11 protein-coding genes, 1 tRNA gene and 2 rRNA genes (1 of these 14 cut by a window edge) are annotated in these 15,657 nt (G+C 61.3%); 9 read left to right on the forward strand and 5 right to left on the reverse strand.

Annotated elements, in window-relative coordinates:
* The 3 genes from C2U40_RS24295 to C2U40_RS24305 form a co-directional block, all read left to right on the forward strand.
* Positions 1 to 695: ribosomal RNA gene (locus tag C2U40_RS24295) — 23S ribosomal RNA — on the forward strand (it extends 2,194 nt beyond the left edge of the window).
* A gap of 83 nt (positions 696 to 778) precedes the next feature.
* Positions 779 to 893, forward strand: a 5S ribosomal RNA gene (gene rrf / locus C2U40_RS24300).
* Positions 894 to 991: 98 nt separating this feature from the next.
* Positions 992 to 1,068: transfer RNA gene (locus tag C2U40_RS24305), tRNA-Asp, on the forward strand.
* Positions 1,069 to 2,341: 1,273 nt separating this feature from the next.
* Here the strand turns inward: C2U40_RS24305 and C2U40_RS24315 are convergent.
* From C2U40_RS24315 to C2U40_RS24335, 5 genes are all read right to left on the reverse strand, one after another.
* The gene (locus C2U40_RS24315; protein ID WP_005308002.1) at positions 2,342 to 3,328 is read right to left on the reverse strand and encodes a helix-turn-helix transcriptional regulator; all 987 of its coding nucleotides are present in this window, start codon (positions 3,326 to 3,328) and stop codon (positions 2,342 to 2,344) included.
* 303 nt (positions 3,329 to 3,631) lie between these two features.
* Positions 3,632 to 4,018 carry a SirB2 family protein gene (locus tag C2U40_RS24320; RefSeq protein WP_016349116.1) on the reverse strand — a complete coding sequence of 129 codons (387 nt, stop codon included), beginning with the start codon at positions 4,016 to 4,018 and terminating at the stop codon, positions 3,632 to 3,634.
* Entirely contained in the window at positions 4,015 to 5,868 is a 1,854-nt protein-coding gene (locus tag C2U40_RS24325) for a monovalent cation:proton antiporter-2 (CPA2) family protein (protein WP_103829082.1), read from the reverse strand. Before C2U40_RS24325 ends, C2U40_RS24320 begins: the two co-directional genes overlap by 4 nt.
* A gap of 70 nt (positions 5,869 to 5,938) precedes the next feature.
* On the reverse strand, positions 5,939 to 6,538 hold the full coding sequence (kefF, locus tag C2U40_RS24330) for a glutathione-regulated potassium-efflux system oxidoreductase KefF (protein WP_016349118.1): 600 nt from the start codon (positions 6,536 to 6,538) through the stop codon (positions 5,939 to 5,941).
* Between the two features lie 78 nt (positions 6,539 to 6,616).
* A complete protein-coding gene (locus tag C2U40_RS24335; RefSeq protein WP_181014951.1) occupies positions 6,617 to 7,459 on the reverse strand; it encodes a LysR family transcriptional regulator in 843 nt (280 codons plus the stop codon).
* 143 nt (positions 7,460 to 7,602) lie between these two features.
* Between C2U40_RS24335 and C2U40_RS24340 the strand changes: the two genes are divergently transcribed.
* The 6 genes from C2U40_RS24340 to C2U40_RS24365 all read left to right on the forward strand — a co-directional run bounded on the left by C2U40_RS24340 (position 7,603) and on the right by C2U40_RS24365 (position 15,637).
* A complete protein-coding gene (locus tag C2U40_RS24340) occupies positions 7,603 to 8,325 on the forward strand; it encodes an SDR family oxidoreductase (protein WP_162498786.1) in 723 nt (240 codons plus the stop codon).
* Between the two features lie 87 nt (positions 8,326 to 8,412).
* Positions 8,413 to 8,736 carry a hypothetical protein gene (locus C2U40_RS24345; protein ID WP_103829084.1) on the forward strand — a complete coding sequence of 108 codons (324 nt, stop codon included), beginning with the start codon at positions 8,413 to 8,415 and terminating at the stop codon, positions 8,734 to 8,736.
* Positions 8,737 to 8,785: 49 nt separating this feature from the next.
* Positions 8,786 to 9,217, forward strand: a complete 432-nt coding sequence (locus tag C2U40_RS24350; RefSeq protein WP_011704327.1) for a DUF411 domain-containing protein — start codon at positions 8,786 to 8,788, stop codon at positions 9,215 to 9,217.
* 224 nt (positions 9,218 to 9,441) lie between these two features.
* A complete protein-coding gene (locus C2U40_RS24355) occupies positions 9,442 to 11,595 on the forward strand; it encodes a S9 family peptidase (RefSeq protein ID WP_181014952.1) in 2,154 nt (717 codons plus the stop codon).
* 415 nt (positions 11,596 to 12,010) lie between these two features.
* A complete protein-coding gene (locus C2U40_RS24360; RefSeq protein ID WP_016349123.1) occupies positions 12,011 to 12,982 on the forward strand; it encodes a TAXI family TRAP transporter solute-binding subunit in 972 nt (323 codons plus the stop codon).
* A 102-nt stretch (positions 12,983 to 13,084) separates the two neighbouring features.
* A complete protein-coding gene (locus tag C2U40_RS24365; RefSeq protein WP_103829086.1) occupies positions 13,085 to 15,637 on the forward strand; it encodes a TRAP transporter permease in 2,553 nt (850 codons plus the stop codon).
* Positions 15,638 to 15,657: the final 20 nt, after the last annotated feature.

Genomic DNA, 15,657 nt, shown 5'->3' on the forward strand with positions numbered 1-15,657 from the left:
GAATCTGGGTCGCGGACAGTGCCTGGTGGGTAGTTTGACTGGGGCGGTCTCCTCCCAAAGAGTAACGGAGGAGCACGAAGGTTGGCTAATCCTGGTCGGACATCAGGAGGTTAGTGCAATGGCATAAGCCAGCTTAACTGCGAGACGGACAGGTCGAGCAGGTACGAAAGTAGGTCATAGTGATCCGGTGGTTCTGAATGGAAGGGCCATCGCTCAACGGATAAAAGGTACTCCGGGGATAACAGGCTGATACCGCCCAAGAGTTCATATCGACGGCGGTGTTTGGCACCTCGATGTCGGCTCATCACATCCTGGGGCTGAAGTCGGTCCCAAGGGTATGGCTGTTCGCCATTTAAAGTGGTACGCGAGCTGGGTTCAGAACGTCGTGAGACAGTTCGGTCCCTATCTGCCGTGGGCGTTGGATGATTGAAGGGAGTTGCTCCTAGTACGAGAGGACCGGAGTGAACGAACCTCTGGTGTTCGGGTTGTCACGCCAGTGGCACTGCCCGGTAGCTAAGTTCGGAATCGATAACCGCTGAAAGCATCTAAGCGGGAAGCGAGCCCTGAGATGAGTCATCCCTGACCCCTTGAGGGTCCTAAAGGGCCGTTGGAGACCACAACGTTGATAGGTGGGGTGTGTAAGCGCGGCGACGTGTTGAGCTAACCCATACTAATTACCCGTGAGGCTTAACCATACAACACCCAAGAAGTGTTCTAAGGCTTGTAGCAGATACCGAGAACGAACAACAAAATCAGCTTTCTTAGATTGAAGAATTTGCCTGGCGGCCATAGCGCCGTGGAACCACCTGAACCCATGCCGAACTCAGAAGTGAAACGCGGTAGCGCCGATGGTAGTGTGGCATTCGCCATGCGAGAGTAGGACACTGCCAGGCACCCAATTAAACGGTGATGTGACGAATCACATAGCCGGCTGCGAGGATGACACCTCATTGAAGCGGCAAACAATTTAGCAAAAAGCTAACCAGACAGCGGAGCGGTAGTTCAGTCGGTTAGAATACCGGCCTGTCACGCCGGGGGTCGCGGGTTCGAGTCCCGTCCGCTCCGCCACTACTTAAGAAGCCCAGTCTAACGACTGGGCTTTTTTTCGTTTAACTTTTCCCGAATTGCCTCTTTTCCCCTCACGCGGCTCAGTAAAACACGCAAAGCCAGACGGTGGTCATGTCGGGATGGGTCCATTCCATCCTGTGTTTCCGGCGGGTATGTGGTCGCTGGCAATGAGCCAGCTTTACACTGGGAGCCTTCCTTGGTTGAAGCACCTTTAAGAAGGTCTGAGCAAATGGAGGGGGAGCTTTGCGGGTGGTTTACTTGACCGCCCTGCAGAGCACCAACCCAGAGCCGCGTTCACGAAGTGTAGGAGGTGAGGGAGGGAGTATTCTGGCTGACAATGGGCACCCAGATTGAAGGGGCTCTAGAGCACACAGGATGTGCTGTGGTAGCGAATAGAATCCCTGTCATTGACCCGTTCAGGTACAAAATGCACATAAAGAAAAGGGGACGGCGGCTGCCGTCCCCTCAAGTCATCTAGTCCAGTCCATGAACTGCAACGCTCCCTGCAATCCCTGACTTTATCCTGATCCTTCGGAATATCCCCTTCCCAATCCGTTGAGGTGTCCTGTGGCCATCCTAGCCTGGCAATCGCTCCTGATTGCTGCACTCTCTCCATCCTGGAGGTGTCCGTTACCACATCCCGTGGTGTTCCTTGCGTCATCCTGACAGACAACCATCCGCGTTGTCTCGCTTCATCCTGAAGCTGTCCTGCTCGCTTCCTGCGAGGTCCATATTCTTCCTGAAGAGCAATCATCCTGTTTGCTCTGCCTCATCCCGAGGTGTCCGCAACCACGTCCCGTGGTGTCCTGCAATCCGTTTGATAACCGTCCTGGTTACCGCCCTCATCCTGAGGTGTTCCTTGCCCACACCCTGTGGTTTATTCCCTACTTATGCGCTGTTTCCGCATCCTGCCGAACCAGCTCCGTCCTTGTGAGACCCATATTAAGGGAACCAGGGGGCGGCACAAGGGAGGATCCGGCGTTGTTGGCGTGGCGATAACGGATTAATGACCAATGCTATAGAAATAAAGCCATACAAATCATGGCATTAGTTTGTTTCATGGGAAAGCATGTGGATTCAAAGATGGCTTCGCGTACGGTTCGACACAGTGGCCTCTTACAGCTGCCATGGCGGATCTCTTACACGCAAAAACGGGGCGAAAACGATGGTACAAACAGGCTCAATTCGGTGGGTAAGACTTAAAAATTAGTTGAATAAATATGCTCAAAAAGAATACAAAAAGCCGGGCTTGGCCCGGCTTTTTCTGCGGTGCTCAGCTGACACGGCTACCCGGTGTCGGATATGCCTTGCGCAAGGATTCAGGCGCCAGCACTTCCAGATTCCCGCTCATGTTGTTGAGCCAGGTACGGAACTCGGGGGTGTCCTGCACCTCGGTTTCCACCACCACGCTGCGCTTGTCATAGCGGGTCATGCGTGGATTGTGGCCAGGGATCTGGCCGTCGACCAGGGTCGGACAGTTGGCATCGATGCGACCGACGAAGCGGATCGGCCCGCTGACATCCTGATACCCCTGATCGCGGATCAGTTTCTGAATATTGAAATCCTTCGGCTGGGTCGCGCTGAAGTTGGTCAGTTCCACGTTCTTGATATGATCGAACGGGATGCCGTAGACCTTGGGATCCAGCTCGGACAGGGTGCAGAGCAGGGTCGGCCCTTCCGCCTGGTTCAGGATACCGAGCGGATTGATGCGGTCGTAGCAGAGCCATACCGTGCGCTCTTTGATGACCCGCTGGATCTCGGCACTGAACTTGCGACCGCGCCACAATGCATCGCGGATCAGCGTGCTGCGGCGGATCTCCGGGTTGCCGGCAAACGGACGCGGTGACTGGTGTACGCTCTCGAGCCAGCGTTCTGCGAGTTCGCTCTGGCTGTCGCGGATCACCTGGCTGGCCTTGTCGACCAAGGGGTTCAGTTCGGTCAGGACGCTGGCCGGCAACAGCTGGCTGGCCTGATCGCTCCAGGTTTTCAGCGCCACTGCCAAGGAGAGCGGCATGATGTTGGCAAAATCGTTGAGGCCATGGCGCTCGAAGCACCAGCCGTGTGGTTTGCTGCGTTCATCCGAGGTGAGATCGAACAACCCCATGCCGGACATCTCTTCCAGGTCCCGTTGCACGGTACGCAGACTGACGTGGATGCCTTCTTCTTCCAGTTTTACCTGGAGTTGGCTGGCGGTCAGCTTGTAAGGGCGGTGCGGGATGCAACGCGCCAAGGTCAGTTGTCGTAACAGCTTCTTACTCATGGTGCATGCCTTCACTGGTTTAGCGTTGAGTGTATCCTAGCCATGCCTTGCGACAGCCTATGTCGCAAGTTTTGCTGCGACAACTGTCGCCATTTTCATACAAACCAAGCTAACCACATGATCCTAAACATAATTGCCATCATTTTGGGCAGCAATCGAGGCTTAAAAATGATGAAAAATCACCAAATAAAAGTGCTGTCTTACGGATTTGGGGGAGAGGAAAAAACAGAAATGACGGGGAAATGCAGAATATGATGTGGAGGGGATGGCTCCCCTCCACCAGGCAGGTATTTTTTGGCTGGATCAGGCTAGCCAGGACAAGGCGGATTTGGTGATGGCGGCGCCCACCATGTAGCCGAAAACCGCCAGGGCTGCGAGGCCGGCCACCAGCTTCTGGCTGCGCGCAGGGCGCTTGAGCGCCATGACGCCGAGGCCGATGTAAACCACCAGTGCGATCAGCTTGGCCATCAGCCAGGGTTGTTGGCCCGGGCTCATTTGCAGGGTCACCGCCAGCAGCACCCCGAACAGCAGCAGGAAGGTGTCGTTGACATGGGGCAGGATCTTCAGCCACTTCTGCTGCAGGCGGGCACTGCCACCCAGGGCCAGCAGCCAGCGATAGAGGAACAGCAGCACGCTGACCAGCGCCAGCGTCATGTGCAGGTGTTTGAGCATGGGGTAATAGGCAATCATATTGCTTCCTTGTCGTTGTCGGGCAGACCGCTGTTCCAGTTGTGAGCGTGAATGCGCTCCTGTCCTTCCTGATCGTCTTGCAGCAGATCGGAGAGGATGTCCCGGTATTGCAGGCTCTTGTTGATATAGGTGTGTTCGTCGTCCAGGTAGTTGACCTGTTCCCGCAGCAGCCAGTTGTCGTGCTGCTTGAAGGTCTGGCCGGCCCGCCAGGCCTGGTTGGCCCGAAAGCCGAGCTGGGTCAGGGCTTCTACCCCCAGATCCACGGCAGAACCCAGGGTTTCCCGGTACACGCTGCCCACGCCCTGGCGCAGGATCTCGTGAGCGTGGGGACGATCCTGGGCTCGCGCCAGTATCTTAAGGTGCGGGAAGTGTTTCTTCACCATTTCAATCACTTCGAGTGACGTAGCCGGATCGTTGATGGAAAGCACCAGCAGCTTGGCCTTGTGGGCGCCGGCGGCGTGCAGCAGGTCAAGCCGGCTGGCATCGCCATAGAACACCTGATAGCCATACTTGCGCAGCATCTCGATCTGGCTTGCATCCTGCTCGAGGATGGTGGTGCCGATGCCGTGGCCGTGCAGCAGACGGCCCACGATCTGACCGAAACGGCCGAAGCCGGCGATGATGACCGGGTGCTCCACCAGCTCCGGCTGCTCGTGCTGCGGCAATTCACTCTGGTTGCGATAGTCGAACCAGGGCTGGATCACCCGATCGTTGAGGATCAACAGCAGCGGCGTCAGCGCCATGGAGAGCGCCACCACCAGGGTCAGCAGGGCGATGGTATCCCCCGGCAGCACCTTGTTCTGGGCGGCGAACGAGAACAGCACGAAGGCGAACTCCCCGCCCTGGGCCAGCGCCAGCCCGAAGGTCCAGCGCTGACTCGGCGAGATGCGAATGGCAAAGCCGAGCGCCATCAATACCAGCCACTTGAGCACTATCAGGCCAACCACCAGGGCCGGGATCAGCAGCGGGTGTTCGGCAAACAGCCCGAAGTTGATGCCGGCGCCCACCGACATGAAGAAGAGGCCGAGCAGCAGCCCCTTGAACGGCTCTATGTCGGCCTCCAGCTCGTGGCGATATTCGCTGTCCGCCAGCACCACGCCGGCGAGGAAGGAGCCGAGAGCGGGGGAGAGGCCGACCGACTCCATCAGCACGGCGATGGCGATCACCAGCAGCAGGGCGGCGGCGACGAAAATCTCCCGCATGTGGGACTGAGCGATGGCGCGAAACACCGGTCGCATCAGGTAATGACCACCCAGCACTATGCCGGAGATGGCAGCCACCACCAGCAGGCCGTGTTGCCAGCCGGCCAGCTCCGAGCTGCTGCTGGCCACCGGCGCGATGGCCAGCAGCGGCAGGATCGCCAGGATGGGAATGACGGCGATGTCCTGGAACAGCAGCACGGCGAAGGCGGAGCGGCCGCTCTCGCTCTGCATCAGTTTGCGCTCCTGCAGGCTCTGCAGCACGATGGCGGTGGAGGAGAGCGCCAGGATGAGGCCGATGGCCAGCCCCTGTTGCCACGGCAGGCCGATGAGGTGGGCCACACCGGTCAGGGCGGCCGTGGTGAGCAGCACCTGCAGCCCGCCGGTGCCGAGGATCGGTCCCTTCAACTGCCACAGCAGCGCCGGCCTGAGCTCCAGCCCGACCAGAAACAGCATCAGCACCACCCCGAACTCGGCGAAGTGCATCACATCCTTCTGCTCACCCACCAGCCCCAGCAGGAAGGGACCTATGATGATGCCCGCCAGCAGGTAACCGAGTACGGATCCCAGCCCCCAGCGCTTGGCCAGCGGCACCGCGATCACCGCGGCGGAGAGGTAGATGAAGGCATCGAACAGCAAACCGTGTCCCATCAGCGGATCCTCCGCACTGTGGTGGAGGCCGATGTCGGCAGGCCGGGCCGTCGCCCGGATCGAGAGCGGGTCATGAGAGTACCTCCAGCAGATCGCGCAGATAGGGGCTGCCGGCAAGCTGGGCCGGGGTCAGCTGCTCGTCGCGCAGGGCGCACAGCAGCTGGCGATAGTCCTGGCCACAGCGGCGCAGCGCCTCCTGATCCCGGATCTTGTGAAAGGAGTGCAGCACGAATGGCGGCAACCAGCTCATGCCGCACAACTGGGCCGTCTGCCGGAACGGCAGCAGGAAGTCGAGCAGCGGGCGCTGGTTGTAGCCCTCGCTGCAATAAGACTCTGGGGCACCGCCGGTGGTGATGGCCGACAGCCACTGCTTGCCATTGAGGGCGTGGGCTTCCGGGCCGTAGGCGTAGCCATACTCCAGCACCAGATCCATCCACTCCTTCATGATGGCCGGGCAGGAGTACCAGTAGAAGGGGTGCTGGAACACGATGATGTCGTGTTCAGACAGCAGGGCCTGCTCCCGCTTCACGTTGATGAACATGTTGGGGTAGTGCTGGTAGAGGTCGTGCAGGGTGACGCCCTCCAGGCCGTCGATGGCCTGCAGCAGCTGTTTGTTGGCCCGGGAGCTCTGCAGCGCCGGGTGTGAAAAGATAACCAGAATGCGTTTCATGGGTTCCTGATCTGAAGAGGGGCCAAATGCCGGTGCAAGCGACCGGCGAAAAAAAAGATGCATTGAGCAGCGACGTTATCAAGAAGCGCCATGGCTCGCCAGTTCCGGGATCAGCTCGCGCAGCGCCGGATTGAGGGTCTGGTGGGCGGGATAGCAGAGGCCGATGCGCCGGAACATCCGTGGCCCGCGCACCGGCACGGTGCACAGACCCGCTTCGTCTTCCACCAGCCCGTCGGGCAGAAAGCTGATGCCGACCCCGGCCAGCACCAGCGCCATCACCAGCCCCTTGCTCTCGGCCTTGGCCACCAGATTGAGGGTCAGACGGTCACAGGCCAGCAGGCCTATGGTCTGCTGATGGGCTTCGCAGGGAGGGCACTCAATAAAATCATAATGTTGTAGCTCGGCCAACTCGAGTTGCTGGCGGCTGGCGAGGGGATGGTCACTTCGCACGCACAAGACATAATCCTCCTCCCACAGCGGCAGGAAGATCTCGTCTTCGCGGCGCAGGGCATCCAGGGTCAGCCGACAGTCGGCAGGCGTCCCGTAATCGGAGAGGGTGAGATCCAGCTCGGGCAGCACAGCCTGCACCTGCTGCAGCAATCCCGCCACCCGCCGCCGGCTCAGGTCCGGCATGATGGCCATGTTGAGCCGCGCACGCGTCGCCTTCTGGCGAAACAGCACCGGCAGCCGGCGCGCCTCTTCCACCAGCTTGACTGCGTGGGGATAGAGGTAATGGGCCTGATCTCTGGCCGCCACCCCCTTCTTGCCCCGGATGAACAGGCTGTCACCCAGGGTCTCTTCCAGCTGACGCAGCCCCGCCGAGAGGGAGGGCTGACTGACGTGGCAGCGTTCGGCCGCCGCCGTGATGTTCTTCTCTTCATAGATGGCGATGAAGAAGCGCAGCAGTCTCAGATCCAGCATAAGCCCAACCATAGTTTTTTCAGATGATAACCAGCGGAAAACAATATTTATCACTGATGGATGCAGTGACTATAGTGATCCCGTTCCGTGCTGGCCAGCCGCTTGTTTGCTCAAACCGACTCTTGAATCAGAAGGAAAACATCATGTCCAAGCCTCTCGTCGTGATCACCGGTGCCTCCGCCGGGATCGGTGCCGCCATCGCCCGCGCCTTCTCCGCCGCCGGCCATCCGCTGCTGCTGCTGGCCCGCCGGGTCGAGCCCATGCAGGCGCTGGCGCTGCCCGATACCCTCTGCATCGGGGTCGATGTGACCGACACCGCCGCCATGAAGGCCGCCATCCAGCAGGCCGAGGCGCAATTCGGTCCGGTCGGCTGTCTGGTCAACAACGCCGGCGTCATGCTGCTGGGTCAGGCCGACGTGCAGGACCCGGCCGAGTGGCAGCAGATGCTCAACATCAACGTGATGGGGGTGTTGAACGGTGTTCACGCCGTGCTGGCCGGCATGAAGGCGCGCCGCAGCGGCACCATAATCAACATCAGCTCCATCGCCGGTCGCAAGACCTTCCCGAACCATGCCGCCTACTGTGCCACCAAGTTCGCGGTGCACGCCCTGACCGAGAACATCCGGGAAGAGGTGGCCGATGTCGGCGTGCGGATGGTGACCATAGCCCCGGGCGCGGTGGAGACCGAGCTGCTCAGCCACACCACGGACGAGAGCATCAAGGCCGGCTACCACGACTGGAAGGATCAGATGGGGGGCGTCATTGCGCCCGAGGTGATCGCCGACGCCGTGCTCTATGCATGGAACCAGCCGGCCAATGTCTGCGTGCGCGAGATCGTGCTGGCGGCCACCCGTCAGCAACCTTGATGGCGGCTGACTGGAAGAGGGGGAGGGCTTGACCCTCCCCCTGGGCCAAGGGTTACCATAGGCCACCTTTCGTCAATGAGTCGTCTCATGGTTCTGACCCGTCGCCAACTCGCTCGCGCCCGCCGCTGGCTCCCCCTGTGGAGTCTGCTGATGGTGCTGATGTCGTTTGGCAGCCGGGCGGCGACCGATCTCTGTACCCTGACGCCTCATTGCAGCCAGAGCGAACGTACCCTGGAGAAGGCCATGCCCTGCGGCAGCTTCACCTCGGCGCTCGCCATGACGGTGCTCACCGGCGACAGCCTGACGGTTGCCAGGCTGGAACCCGATACCCCGGATTTCATCTCCCCCTCCCAGTTCATGCCGGATGTTCCGACCGACCGGCTGGAGCGTCCGCCCTGTCATCTCGGTTGAGTCGAGTACCTCTGTTTTTTTGGGCATTTCTTCTTATCCGAGGTGAGTTATGTACAAGTCCCTGTTATTGGCCGTGCTGGCCGGTACCGTCAGTTTTTCTGCTCTGGCAACCGAGCAGATGACCGTCTACAAGTCCCAGTATTGCGGCTGCTGCAAGACCTGGATCAAGCACATGGAAGAGAACGGCTTTGAGGTCAAGGTCGTCGAAACCGAGCAGCTTGAACCGGTCAAGCAGCAGTACGGCATCACTCCGCAGCTGGCTTCCTGCCACACCGGGGTGGTGAACGGCTATGTGGTGGAGGGGCATGTACCCGCCGCCGACGTGCAGAAGCTGCTCAAGGAAAAACCGGCGATCCGCGGCCTGACCATTCCGGGCATGCCCCAGAGTGCGCCAGGCATGGATATTCCGGGTCAGCCCTATCAGGTGCTGAGCATCAGCAACGAGGGCGCGACCAAGGTCTGGTCGAGCTACCCCGGCTGATGAAAACTGGCCGTGGGCAGACACACTTCCATCATGTGAGGCACACCTGAGCGAGCCCGTGTCGCTCACGGTCAGGTATGGGGGCCGCCATCGCGAGATGGCGGCCCTTTTACATCAGGGCGCGGGAGAACTTGCAACTGAAGGCGACAAGGGGCAGATTGATCCCCTGTCCAAGGAGCCAAGGCTCAGGTCCGCCAACCCTTTTACAGCGCAAAGGATGCGACATGTTCACCTTTTCCCGAGGGCTTCTGCTGCTGGCTTGTCTGGCCGCCGTTCCCTGTTCATATGCCAATGATGAGTCCGCCATGCCCACAAGCGACACCCTGATCCAGCCTCCCGTGGCCGCCAAACACCCTCACGCCATCAAGAAACACGGGGATACCCGGGTCGACAACTACTACTGGCTGCGCGATGACGAGCGCCAGAAACCCGAGGTGTTGGCCTACCTCGAGGCCGAAAACGCCTACACCGATGCCATGCTCAAACCGATCAAGCCGCTGCGCGACCAGCTCTATCAGGAGATGGTGGCCCGCATTCCGCAGCAGGACGAGTCGGTGCCCTACGTGAAGAACGGCTATCGCTACCAGACTCGCTACGAGCCGGGCAAGGAGTACGCCATCTATTCGCGCAGCAAGCTGGGTGAAGAGGCTGCGAGCCTGCTGCTGGACGGCAACCAGCGCGCCGAAGGCCACGAGTTCTACGCCCTGGGGGCGCTAGAGGTGAGCCGCAACAATCGCTGGCTGGCGGTGGCGGAAGATTTCCTCTCCCGCCGTCAGTACCAGATCCAGTTCCTCGATCTGGAGAGCGGCAAATGGGCCGCCGACACGCTGGAGAACACCTCCGGCAATCTGGTCTGGGCCAACGACAGCAAGACGGTGTTCTACGTGCGCAAGCACCCCAAGACGCTGCTGCCCTACCAGGTCTATCGCCACGAGCTGGGCACGGATCCGGCCAAGGATCAGCTGGTCTATGAGGAGAAGGACGACTCCTTCTATGTGAGCCTCTATGCCACCACCTCGGAAGATTTCATCGTCATCGCCCTCTCCAGCACCACCTCAGGCGAGGCGCGTCTCATCGATGCCAACGTGCCGACCCAGGCGCCGCGGCTGTTCCTGCCGCGCCAGGTGGATCACGAATACAGCCTGGATCACTACCGCGGCCGCTTCTATGTGCGCTCCAACAAGGACGGCAAGAACTTCGGCCTCTACGAGACCAAGGAGAGCCCGGTGGATCGCTGGAAGGCGGTGATCGCCCCCAATCCGGACGTGCTGCTGGAGAGTTATGCCCTGTTCAAGGAGTGGCTGGTGCTGGAGGAGCGCAGTCAGGGGCTGACCCGGCTGCGGCAGGTCAACTGGCAGAGCGGCGAGCAGAAGGAGATCGCCTTCGACGATCCGGCCTATGTCACCTGGCTCGCCTACAACCCGGAGCCGGATACCAGCGCCCTGCGCTATGGCTACTCCTCCATGACCACCCCCTCGTCCACCTACGAGCTCGATCTGAACAGCGGCAAGCGCACCCTGCTCAAGCAGCAGCCGGTGGCGGGCTTCAAGGCCGACCAGTATGCCAGCGAGCGGCTCTGGATCACCGCCCGTGACGGCGTGGCCGTGCCGGTGTCGTTGGTCTATCGCAAGGACAAGTTCAAGCAAGAGGGGGCCGGTACGCACACCAATCCGCTGCTGGTCTACGGCTACGGCTCCTACGGTGCCAGCATGGACCCGGACTTCAGCAGCGCCCGGCTGAGCCTGCTGGACCGCGGCTTCGTCTACGCCATCGCCCACATCCGTGGCGGCGAGGAGCTGGGGCGCCACTGGTATGAAGATGGCAAGCTGCTTAAAAAGCAGAACACCTTCAACGACTTTATCGACGTGACCGAGGCGCTGGTGGCGCAGGGCTACGGCGCCAAGGATCAGGTCTACGCCATGGGCGGCAGCGCTGGCGGCCTGCTGATGGGGGCCGTCATCAATCAGGCGCCCCAGCTCTATCGCGGTGCGGTGGCCCAGGTGCCGTTCGTCGACGTGGTCACCACCATGCTGGACGAGTCCATTCCCCTCACCACCGGGGAGTACGACGAGTGGGGCAACCCGAACCAGAAGCGCTACTACGACTACATGAAGGCCTACAGCCCCTACGATCAGGTCAAGGCGCAGGCCTACCCCAATCTGCTGGTGACCACCGGCTTGCACGACTCCCAGGTGCAGTACTGGGAGCCGGCCAAGTGGGTCGCCAAGCTGCGCGAGCTGAAGACGGATGATAACAAGTTGTTGCTGAGCACCGACATGGACGCCGGCCACGGCGGCAAGTCGGGTCGCTTCAAAGCCTACGAGGATATCGCGCTGGAGTTCGCGTTTATTCTGGATCTGGCCAAGCCACAAGCATAAGTCACCACAGTTGCAGCCCTTGCCAGTCAAGGGCTGCAAAAGAATCTCCCACCTCCCACTCTGTCTGCCGACCGGTAGCACATCCAATTAATCTCTGATCAGCAAATTAATGATCGGCTTCAAATTTCTCGTCATCCATATCCATCATTTTGTGTTTTTGTTTGATTTATGTTGGCGCCGTGTGCTTAATCGAAGCCGTTATGACTCTTTAATTGGCCCCCTCGGGGCCAATTATCTTCGGTTGGCATGAAGCCGACTGTCTCACCACAGGATGCTGGTGGCTTTTTGGGGAACGTTCGCCGTTCACCCGCTTCCTCATATCGAGGTCATGGGCAACCGCCGACGCAGAACGGTGGTTTGTCCGGCATTCGCCCGTGGAACGGGCGAGCTGAATCAATCAAAAAGGATGAACAACATGAAAGGATTATCCCTGGCGTGTGCCCTGTCGGCTGTCCTGGCCGGCGTCTCGTTCGGTGGCCCGGTGCAGGCGCAGGAGCGCTTCGTGACCATAGGCACCGGCGGTCAGACCGGTGTCTACTACGTGGCGGGCCAGTCCATCTGCCGCTTCCTCAATCGCGGCGCCGCCGATCACCAGATCAAGTGCAACGCCCCGGCCAGCGGTGGCGGGGTGGCCAACGTCAACGGCATCCGCAGCGGTGAATTCAACTTCGGCATCATGCAGTCCGACCATCAGTACAAGGCGATGAAGGGGCTGCCGCCGTTCCAGGCCGAGGGGGCCATGGACGACATGCGCGCCGTCTTCTCCCTGCAGAGCGAGGTGTTCACCATCCTGGCCCGCAAGGACGCCAAGATCGCCGGTTTCGACGATCTCAAGGGCAAGCGGGTCAACATCGGCAACCCAGGCTCCGGCCAGCGCGACACCTTCGAAGAGATCATGGCGGTGAAGGGCTGGAAGAAGGGCGATTTCGGCCTGGTCTCCGAGCTCAAGCCGGCCGAGCAGGCCTCGGCATTGGGTGATAACAACATCGACGCCATGAGCTACTTCGTCGGTCACCCCAATGGCGCCATCCAGGAAGCCTCCACCACTACCGACGCCGTGCTGGTCCCGGTGACCGGCGCCGACATCGACAAGCTGCTGGCCGAGAAGAGCTACTACAGCAAGGCCGAGATCCCGGGCGGCATCTACAAGGGCAGCGACCAGCCGACCCCGTCCATCGGCGGCAAGGCAGTGCTCTCCACCAGTGCCAAGGCGGATCCGGAAGTGGTCTATCAGCTGGTCAAATCCGTGTTCGACAACCTGGATCGTTTCAAGCGCCTGCATCCGGCCTTCGCCGATCTGAAAGAGGCCGACATGATCAAGGTGGGTCTCTCCGCCCCGCTGCATGAAGGGGCTGCCCGCTACTACAAAGAGCGCGGCTGGCTCTGATAGCGGGCCCAAGGGCCGCTGTCACTCTCTTCGACACCCGCCTGCCGCAATCCGTGGCAGCGGGTGTCGTGTCGTTGTACTCGTTGGCACAAGTTAACCCCTATGCAAGATAAACAACTCTCTACCGAGGAACTGATCGCCCAGGATGTGGGGGCGCGTCTGCCGCTCGGCATCATGGGTGGGTGCATCACCACCCTGGCGCTCGCCTGGTCGCTGTTCCAGCTCTGGATCGCCTCGCCGCTGCCCTTCATGCTGGGCTTCGGTGTGCTCAATGACACCGAGACCCGTGCCATTCACCTCACCTTCGCCCTGCTGCTGGCTTATCTGGTGTTCCCGGCCTTTCGCCGCTCGCCGCGCGACCGGGTGCCGCTCGGCGATCTGGCGCTCGGGCTGGTGGCCGCCGGTGCCGCCTCCTATCTGTTCGTGATGTACGAGGCGCTGGCCCAGCGGCCGGGCAACCTCACCACTGCCGATCTGGTGACCGCCTGCATCGGCATCCCGCTGCTGCTGGAAGCCGCCCGCCGTGCCTTGGGGCCGGCCCTGGCGGTGATCGCCCTGGTATTTCTCGCCTACAGCCTGGCGGGGCCCTGGATGCCGGGCCTGCTGGCTCACCGCGGGGTGAGCTTCACCGCCCTGGCCAACCACCAGTGGATCACCACGGAAGGGGTGTTCGGCATCGCCCTCGGCGTCTCCACCAGCTTCGTGTTCCTGTTCGTGCTGTTCGGTGCCCTGCTGGAGCGGGCCGGTGCCGGTCACTACTTCATCCAGCTCGCCTTCAGCCTGCTCGGTCACCTGCGCGGTGGCCCGGCCAAGGCGGCGGTGGTGGCCTCCGGCCTGACCGGCCTCATCTCCGGCTCCTCCATCGCCAACGTGGTGACTACCGGCACCTTTACCATTCCCATGATGAAGAAGGTGGGGTTCAGCTCGGAGAAGGCGGGGGCGGTGGAAGTGGCCTCCTCGGTCAACGGCCAGATCATGCCGCCGGTGATGGGGGCTGCGGCTTTTCTGATGGTGGAGTACGTGGGCATTCCCTACGTCGAGATCATCAAGCACGCCTTCCTGCCGGCAACCATCTCCTACATAGCGCTGCTCTACATCGTCCATCTGGAGGCGCTCAAGCTCGGCATGCAGCCCATTGGCGATCATCAGCCCAAGCCCTGGCTGCGCCGCTTGACCGGCTTTGCCTTTGGCGCTGCCCTGATCAGCGGGCTGTCGATGGCGGTCTACTACGGCCTGGGCTGGCTCAAGCCGGTGCTGGGCGACTATGCCCTGCCCGGTATCGCCCTGCTGCTGGCTGCCACCTATCTGGGGCTGCTGAAGATTGCCGCCAGCAATGAGCCGCTGGCGGCGGAGGATCCTGACAAGCCGCTGACCGAGCTGCCCAACACCCGTACCGTGCTGCTCTCCGGCCTGCACTTCCTGCTGCCGGTGGTGGTACTGGTGTGGTGCCTGATGGTGGAGCGCCTCTCGCCCGGGCTGTCGGCCTTCTGGGGCACCGTCATGCTGGTGATCATACTGCTGACCCAGCGGCCGCTGCTCAACTGGCTGCGCAGCGATGGCCGGCACGATTACGGCTCCCTGCAGGACGGCTTGATCGATCTGCGGGAGGGGTTGGTGGCCGGTGCCCGCAACATGATAGGCATCGGCATCGCCACCGCCACGGCGGGGATTATCGTCGGTGCCGTCTCCCAGACCGGGGTTGGTCTGGTGCTGGCGGATCTGGTGGAGATGCTCTCCATGGGCAACCTGCTGCTGATGCTGCTGCTGACCGCCCTGCTGAGCCTCATCCTCGGCATGGGGCTGCCCACCACCGCCAACTACATCGTGGTCTCCAGCCTGCTGGCGCCGGTGGTGGTGACGCTCGGGCAGCAGAACGGGCTGATCGTGCCGCTCATCGCGGTGCACCTGTTTGTGTTCTACTTCGGCATCATGGCCGATGTGACGCCGCCGGTGGGGCTCGCCTCGTTCGCGGCGGCGGCCGTCTCCAAGGGCGATCCCATCAAGACCGGCATCACTGCCTTCTACTACAGTCTGCGCACCGCGGCGCTGCCGTTCCTGTTCATCTTCAACACCGACCTGCTGCTGATCGACGTGGACTTTGCCCACGGGGTGCTGATCTTCATGGTGGCCACCGTTGCCATGCTGATCTTCGCCGCCGCCACCCAGGGCCATTTCCTGGTGAAGAGTCGCTGGTACGAAAGCGTGCTGCTGTTGCTGGTGGCCTTCACCCTGTTCCGCCCCGGTTTCTGGATGGACATGGTGCACGATCCCTACCGCGAGACACCGCCGGCCCAGCTGGCCCAGACCCTGGGCGAGGTGGAGGCGGAGAGCACCCTGCGGCTGCGGATCCAGGGTGAGGATGCAGTGGGCAAGCTGCGTCAGTCGACCGTGCTGCTGGCGGTGCCGGCAGGGGAGGATGGGGAAGCCCGCCTCGCCAGCCTGGGGCTCGCGCTCTATGAGCAGGATGGCAAGACCCTGATCGACAGCGTCACCTTCGGCAGTCCGGCAGCGGCAGCCGGCATGGAGTTTGACCAGGAGATCCTGGTGGTCAAGGCCCCCACCGAGCGCTGGCGCAAGGAGCTGATGTGGCTACCCGGTTTCCTGCTGTTTGCACTGATCGTCTGGCTGCAACGGCGCCGGGTGGTGCGAGCATAAAACAAGGTCAATAAAACGGC

This window comes from Aeromonas sp. ASNIH4 (assembly GCF_002934425.1).
Lineage (GTDB): Bacteria > Pseudomonadota > Gammaproteobacteria > Enterobacterales > Aeromonadaceae > Aeromonas > Aeromonas hydrophila.

Excerpts from the sequence above, each read along its gene's own strand:
- C2U40_RS24325 (WP_103829082.1), bottom strand. The coding sequence starts at position 5,868 with ATGGGACACGGTTTGCTGTTCGATGCCTTCATCTACCTCTCCGCCGCG.
- kefF (WP_016349118.1), bottom strand. The coding sequence starts at position 6,538 with ATGAAACGCATTCTGGTTATCTTTTCACACCCGGCGCTGCAGAGCTCC.
- C2U40_RS24335 (WP_181014951.1), bottom strand. The coding sequence starts at position 7,459 with ATGCTGGATCTGAGACTGCTGCGCTTCTTCATCGCCATCTATGAAGAG.
- C2U40_RS24315 (WP_005308002.1), bottom strand. The coding sequence starts at position 3,328 with ATGAGTAAGAAGCTGTTACGACAACTGACCTTGGCGCGTTGCATCCCG.
- C2U40_RS24365 (WP_103829086.1), top strand. The coding sequence starts at position 13,085 with ATGCAAGATAAACAACTCTCTACCGAGGAACTGATCGCCCAGGATGTG.
- C2U40_RS24340 (WP_162498786.1), top strand. The coding sequence starts at position 7,603 with ATGTCCAAGCCTCTCGTCGTGATCACCGGTGCCTCCGCCGGGATCGGT.
- C2U40_RS24345 (WP_103829084.1), top strand. The coding sequence starts at position 8,413 with ATGGTTCTGACCCGTCGCCAACTCGCTCGCGCCCGCCGCTGGCTCCCC.
- C2U40_RS24320 (WP_016349116.1), bottom strand. The coding sequence starts at position 4,018 with ATGATTGCCTATTACCCCATGCTCAAACACCTGCACATGACGCTGGCG.
- C2U40_RS24360 (WP_016349123.1), top strand. The coding sequence starts at position 12,011 with ATGAAAGGATTATCCCTGGCGTGTGCCCTGTCGGCTGTCCTGGCCGGC.
- C2U40_RS24355 (WP_181014952.1), top strand. The coding sequence starts at position 9,442 with ATGTTCACCTTTTCCCGAGGGCTTCTGCTGCTGGCTTGTCTGGCCGCC.
- C2U40_RS24350 (WP_011704327.1), top strand. The coding sequence starts at position 8,786 with ATGTACAAGTCCCTGTTATTGGCCGTGCTGGCCGGTACCGTCAGTTTT.